Origin of the sequence: Streptomyces sp. WZ.A104 (assembly GCF_002382885.1) — a bacterium.
Taxonomy (GTDB): domain Bacteria; phylum Actinomycetota; class Actinomycetes; order Streptomycetales; family Streptomycetaceae; genus Streptomyces.
This window is the reverse complement of record NZ_NWVL01000181.1, coordinates 1-775: the sequence shown is the minus strand read 5'-3', so window position 1 is coordinate 775 and position 775 is coordinate 1. Positions and strand designations below refer to the sequence as shown.

Sequence of the window (775 nt, the reverse complement as noted above, 5' to 3'; positions counted from 1 at the left end):
ACGTAGCCACGAGTGGTCCGGATATCGAGGTGGCCGAGCAGGGCCGCTCCAATGTGGATGGGCAGGCCGTTGTTGACGAGTTCGGTGGCGAACAGCCTCCGGAAGTCGTGGGGCGCGAATTTCACCCCGTCGAACTGCGGGTGAGTCACCGCGAGGGCCTTGCAGGCCCGGCGGATCACGCGCCAGACCGTCGTGCTGGACATCCCCCGCTGGGCGCCGCTGTGAACAGTCTGGAACAGGTAAGGAAGTTCCTCGCTCCAGATCTTTTCGTGCAGGTCATAGCGGGCGCAGACCGGAACGGTGCCGTGCTCGTCGCGGTGCCGACGGATGATCTGGGCGATGACGTGGAACAGCTCCGCCGACATCGGGACGACCCGTTCCCGGTCGCTCTTCGAGGGGCTGATCACCAGCAGGGCTACGACCTCGCCGCTGGGCCGCTGGTATTGCCGGACGCTCAAGTGCGAAAGCTCGGCGAGTTCCTCCGCCCGAAGTCCGGCCAGCCGGAGCGTCTCCACGACTGCCCACTGCCAGAACGCCAGATTCTCTTCCTGCGTGATGCGGACGAGTTTCCCGGTGAGGCGGTTGACGGCCCGGACCGGCGGGCGCCCATGCTTGGCATCCTCCTTGGTTGCCACTCGCAGCCACATGGTCCCGTCCAGGGTGAAGTCCTCGCCCGGGGGGACGCTTTCGGCGGCTTCGAGCAGGGCTCGGGCCTGGTGCCAGGTGTCGTTGACATGCTGGGAGAGGATCGGCAGCAGGGGCTGGCGGTCGCGAG

1 protein-coding gene is annotated in these 775 nt (G+C 66.8%); it reads right to left on the bottom strand.

Features of this window, described 5'->3' with window-relative positions; translation table 11 throughout:
• Positions 1-775: site-specific integrase (locus tag CIB93_RS37020; protein WP_143660152.1), on the bottom strand; the 775-nt coding region annotated here is incomplete at both ends.